The following is a 3219-nucleotide window of genomic DNA, read 5'->3' on the forward strand; positions in this document are numbered from 1 at the left end:
TCGAGCTGTGGCAGCAGCGCGACGGCAGCGAAACCGTCGTGACGCCCGCGGAATTCGCGCAGTTCATTCATTCTTCCCGTCATTCATGAAAGCAAAAAAAGTCCTGATCCTGGGTGTGAACGGCTTCATCGGCCATCACCTGTCCAAGCGCATTCTTGAAACCACCGATTGGGAAGTGTTCGGCATGGACATGCAGACCGATCGACTGGGCGACCTCGTCAACCACGAACGGATGCATTTCTTCGAAGGCGACATCACGATCAACAAGGAGTGGGTCGAGTATCACGTGAAGAAGTGCGACGTGATCCTGCCGCTCGTCGCGATCGCGACGCCCGCCACCTACGTCCAGCAGCCGCTGCGCGTGTTCGAACTCGACTTCGAGGCGAACCTGCCGATCGTGCGTTCGGCCGTCAAGTACGGCAAGCACCTCGTGTTCCCGTCGACCTCCGAGGTCTACGGCATGTGCTCGGACGAACAGTTCGACCCGGATGCGTCGGCCCTCACCTACGGCCCGATCAACAAGCCGCGCTGGATCTACGCGTGCTCGAAGCAGCTGATGGACCGCGTGATCTGGGGCTACGGGATGGAAGGCCTGAACTTCACGCTGTTCCGTCCGTTCAACTGGATCGGCCCGGGCCTCGATTCGATCTACACGCCGAAGGAAGGCAGCTCGCGCGTGGTCACGCAGTTCCTCGGCCACATCGTGCGCGGCGAGAACATCAGCCTCGTCGACGGCGGCTCGCAGAAGCGTGCGTTCACCGACATCGGCGACGGCATCAGCGCGCTGATGAAGATCATCGAGAACAAGGACGGCGTCGCGTCGGGCAAGATCTACAACATCGGGAATCCGAAGAACAACTTCTCGGTTCGCGAGCTCGCGCACAAGATGCTCGAACTGGCGGCGGAATTCCCCGAGTACGCCGATTTGGCCAAGCAGGTGAAGCTCGTCGAGACGACGTCCGGCGCCTACTACGGCAACGGCTACCAGGACGTGCAGAACCGCGTGCCGAAGATCGACAACACGATGCAGGAACTCGGCTGGGCGCCGCAAGCGACGTTCGACGACGCACTGCGCAACATCTTCGAAGCGTATCGCGGCCACGTCGCCGACGCGCGCGCGCTCGTCGAACAGCAAGGCTGATCGGGACGTTCGCTTGGCTCGCATCGTCCTCAAGATCGACGTCGACACGCTGCGCGGCACGCGCGAAGGCGTGCCGAACCTCGCGCGCATCTTCGACCGCTTCAGTGCGCGCGCGACCTTCCTCTTCAGCCTCGGCCCGGATCACACGGGCTGGGCGCTGCGGCGCGTGTTCCGCCCCGGCTTCCTGAAGAAAGTGTCGCGCACGTCGGTGGTCGAGCACTACGGCGTGAAGCAGCTGATGTACGGCGTGCTGCTGCCGGGCCCCGACATCGGCCGCCGCGCGATCGCCGACATGCGCGCGATTCACGAGGCCGGCTTCGAATGCGGGATCCACACGTGGGATCACGTGTACTGGCAGGACAACGTCCGCGTGCGCGACCGCGACTGGACCGCGCGTGAAATGCAGAAGAGTCACGCGCGCTTCATCGAAATCTTCGGCGCGCCGCCCGTCACGCACGGCGCAGCGGGCTGGCAGATGAACGATTCCGCGTTCGAGCAGATCGACGCGTGGGGCATGCGCTATGCGTCCGATGGTCGCGGCCACTCGCCGTACCTGCCGGTCGTCGATGGCCGCACGCTGTCGCACGTGCAGATGCCCACCACGCTGCCGACGCTCGACGAAGTGCTCGGCATCGACGGCATCGACACGCACAACGTCGCTGCGCACATCCTCAAGTTCACCGAAACCAATCCGCACGACCAGGTGTTCACGCTGCATGCGGAACTGGAAGGCCAGAAGCTCGCGCCCGTGTTCGAGCAACTGCTCGCCGGCTGGCGTGCGCAAGGCCACACGTTTGCGACGATGGGCGACTATCACGCGACGCTGGACCGCGACTCGCTGCCATCGTACCCTGTCACGTGGGGCGAAATCCCCGGCCGCTCCGGCGAACTGATCGTCCAGCCCGACTGAGTTCGCCCAGGCGCACGCCGGCGCCGCTCTCCAGACCTTCCAGCACAGTTGCCGCCGCGCGCCACCCGCGCGCATCGCGGCCGCTGTGCGCTTCCATAACAACAGGAGAAACACGTGTCCGTCGAAGTTGACCGTCAAGTTCCCGATTTCACCGCACCGGCCACGGGCGGCGACATTTCGCTGTCCGACCTGAAAGGCAAGAAGCTCGTGCTGTACTTCTATCCGAAGGACAACACGCCGGGCTGCACGACCGAAGGGCTGCAGTTCCGCGATCTCTATCCGAAGTTCAAGAAAGCCGGTGCGGAAGTCATCGGCGTGTCGCGAGACAGCCTGCGCTCGCATGACAATTTCAAGGCAAAGCTCGAACTGCCGTTCCCGCTGATTTCCGATGCCGACGAAGCGCTGTGCGCGCTGTTCGATGTCATCAAGATGAAGAAAATGTATGGCAAGGAAGTGCGTGGAATCGAGCGCTCGACGTTCCTGATCGACGCCGACGGCGTGCTTCGCCAGGCATGGCGCGGCATCAAGGTACCGGGTCATGTGGACGACGTGCTAAGTGCTGTACAAGCGCTTTGAGGCGCGTTATATTGGGCCGCAATGAATGCCAGTTCGCCCCATATTTCTCGTAGCTGCGCCGGTGCTCGTTGCGATGCTTGCCGGCACCTGACGCGCATTACGACGGTATCAGCCGAGCCGCATGCCTCTTTCGTCGAGGCAGCGGCTTTTTTTATGGATTGCGCGCCGGCCCTCGGTCCGGCCCTCACCGCGTCAAGGAGCTGACCGACACCTAGGCGAACCGGCTAGACGAACTTCCTGTGCGCCACCGCGCGCAAACTGCATGCGTCTACGTCACGCAGGATGCGATCAGCGGCGCACGCCATGCGACACGATTCCTCCCGAGGGACACCATGCCTTTGCCTACCCCCCCCAGCAAGCTCGGCAGCCTGCTGCCGCCCGACGAATACAAGGCGAAAGCGCGGCCCGCGAAAGCCGCGAAGAAATCCGCCGAAGGGGACGCATCCACAGCCGGTGACTTTGGTCCGGCTAGCGTGGCCCAACCGATGACCGAAGCCGCGAACACGGCCGCGCCGCTGCGCGCCGTCGCATCTTCGGCGCAAGACACCGCAAGCGCACCCGCACGCGGTCGCAAGACCAAGCAGACGGCTGC

General features: G+C 63.5%; 3 protein-coding genes and 2 pseudogenes. 4 read left to right on the forward strand and 1 reads right to left on the reverse strand.

The features are described 5' to 3' along the window. Positions 1 to 85 precede the first annotated feature (85 nt). From JYJ84_RS32305 to JYJ84_RS32315, 3 genes are all read left to right on the forward strand, one after another. The gene (locus tag JYJ84_RS32305) at positions 86 to 1141 is read left to right on the forward strand and encodes a bifunctional UDP-4-keto-pentose/UDP-xylose synthase (RefSeq protein ID WP_122945589.1); all 1056 of its coding nucleotides are present in this window, start codon (positions 86 to 88) and stop codon (positions 1139 to 1141) included. A 13-nt stretch (positions 1142 to 1154) separates the two neighbouring features. After that, positions 1155 to 2051, forward strand: coding sequence for a polysaccharide deacetylase family protein (locus tag JYJ84_RS32310; RefSeq protein WP_122945590.1), 897 nt, complete (start codon positions 1155 to 1157; stop codon positions 2049 to 2051). A gap of 114 nt (positions 2052 to 2165) precedes the next feature. Then, positions 2166 to 2627 carry a peroxiredoxin gene (locus JYJ84_RS32315; RefSeq protein ID WP_006756046.1) on the forward strand — a complete coding sequence of 154 codons (462 nt, stop codon included), beginning with the start codon at positions 2166 to 2168 and terminating at the stop codon, positions 2625 to 2627. Between the two features lie 192 nt (positions 2628 to 2819). On the opposite strand, the pseudogene JYJ84_RS38070 reads toward JYJ84_RS32315, so the two are convergent. Continuing rightward, positions 2820 to 3064, reverse strand: a pseudogene (locus JYJ84_RS38070) (hypothetical protein); the annotation flags it as partial. Here JYJ84_RS38070 and JYJ84_RS32320 point away from each other — a divergent pair. After that, positions 2960 to 3219, forward strand: a pseudogene (locus JYJ84_RS32320) (PhoH family protein); the annotation flags it as partial. The pseudogenes JYJ84_RS38070 and JYJ84_RS32320 sit on opposite strands and share 105 nt — an antisense overlap.

The organism is Burkholderia sp. LMG 13014 (genome assembly GCF_905232215.1).
Taxonomy (GTDB): Bacteria; Pseudomonadota; Gammaproteobacteria; order Burkholderiales; family Burkholderiaceae; genus Burkholderia.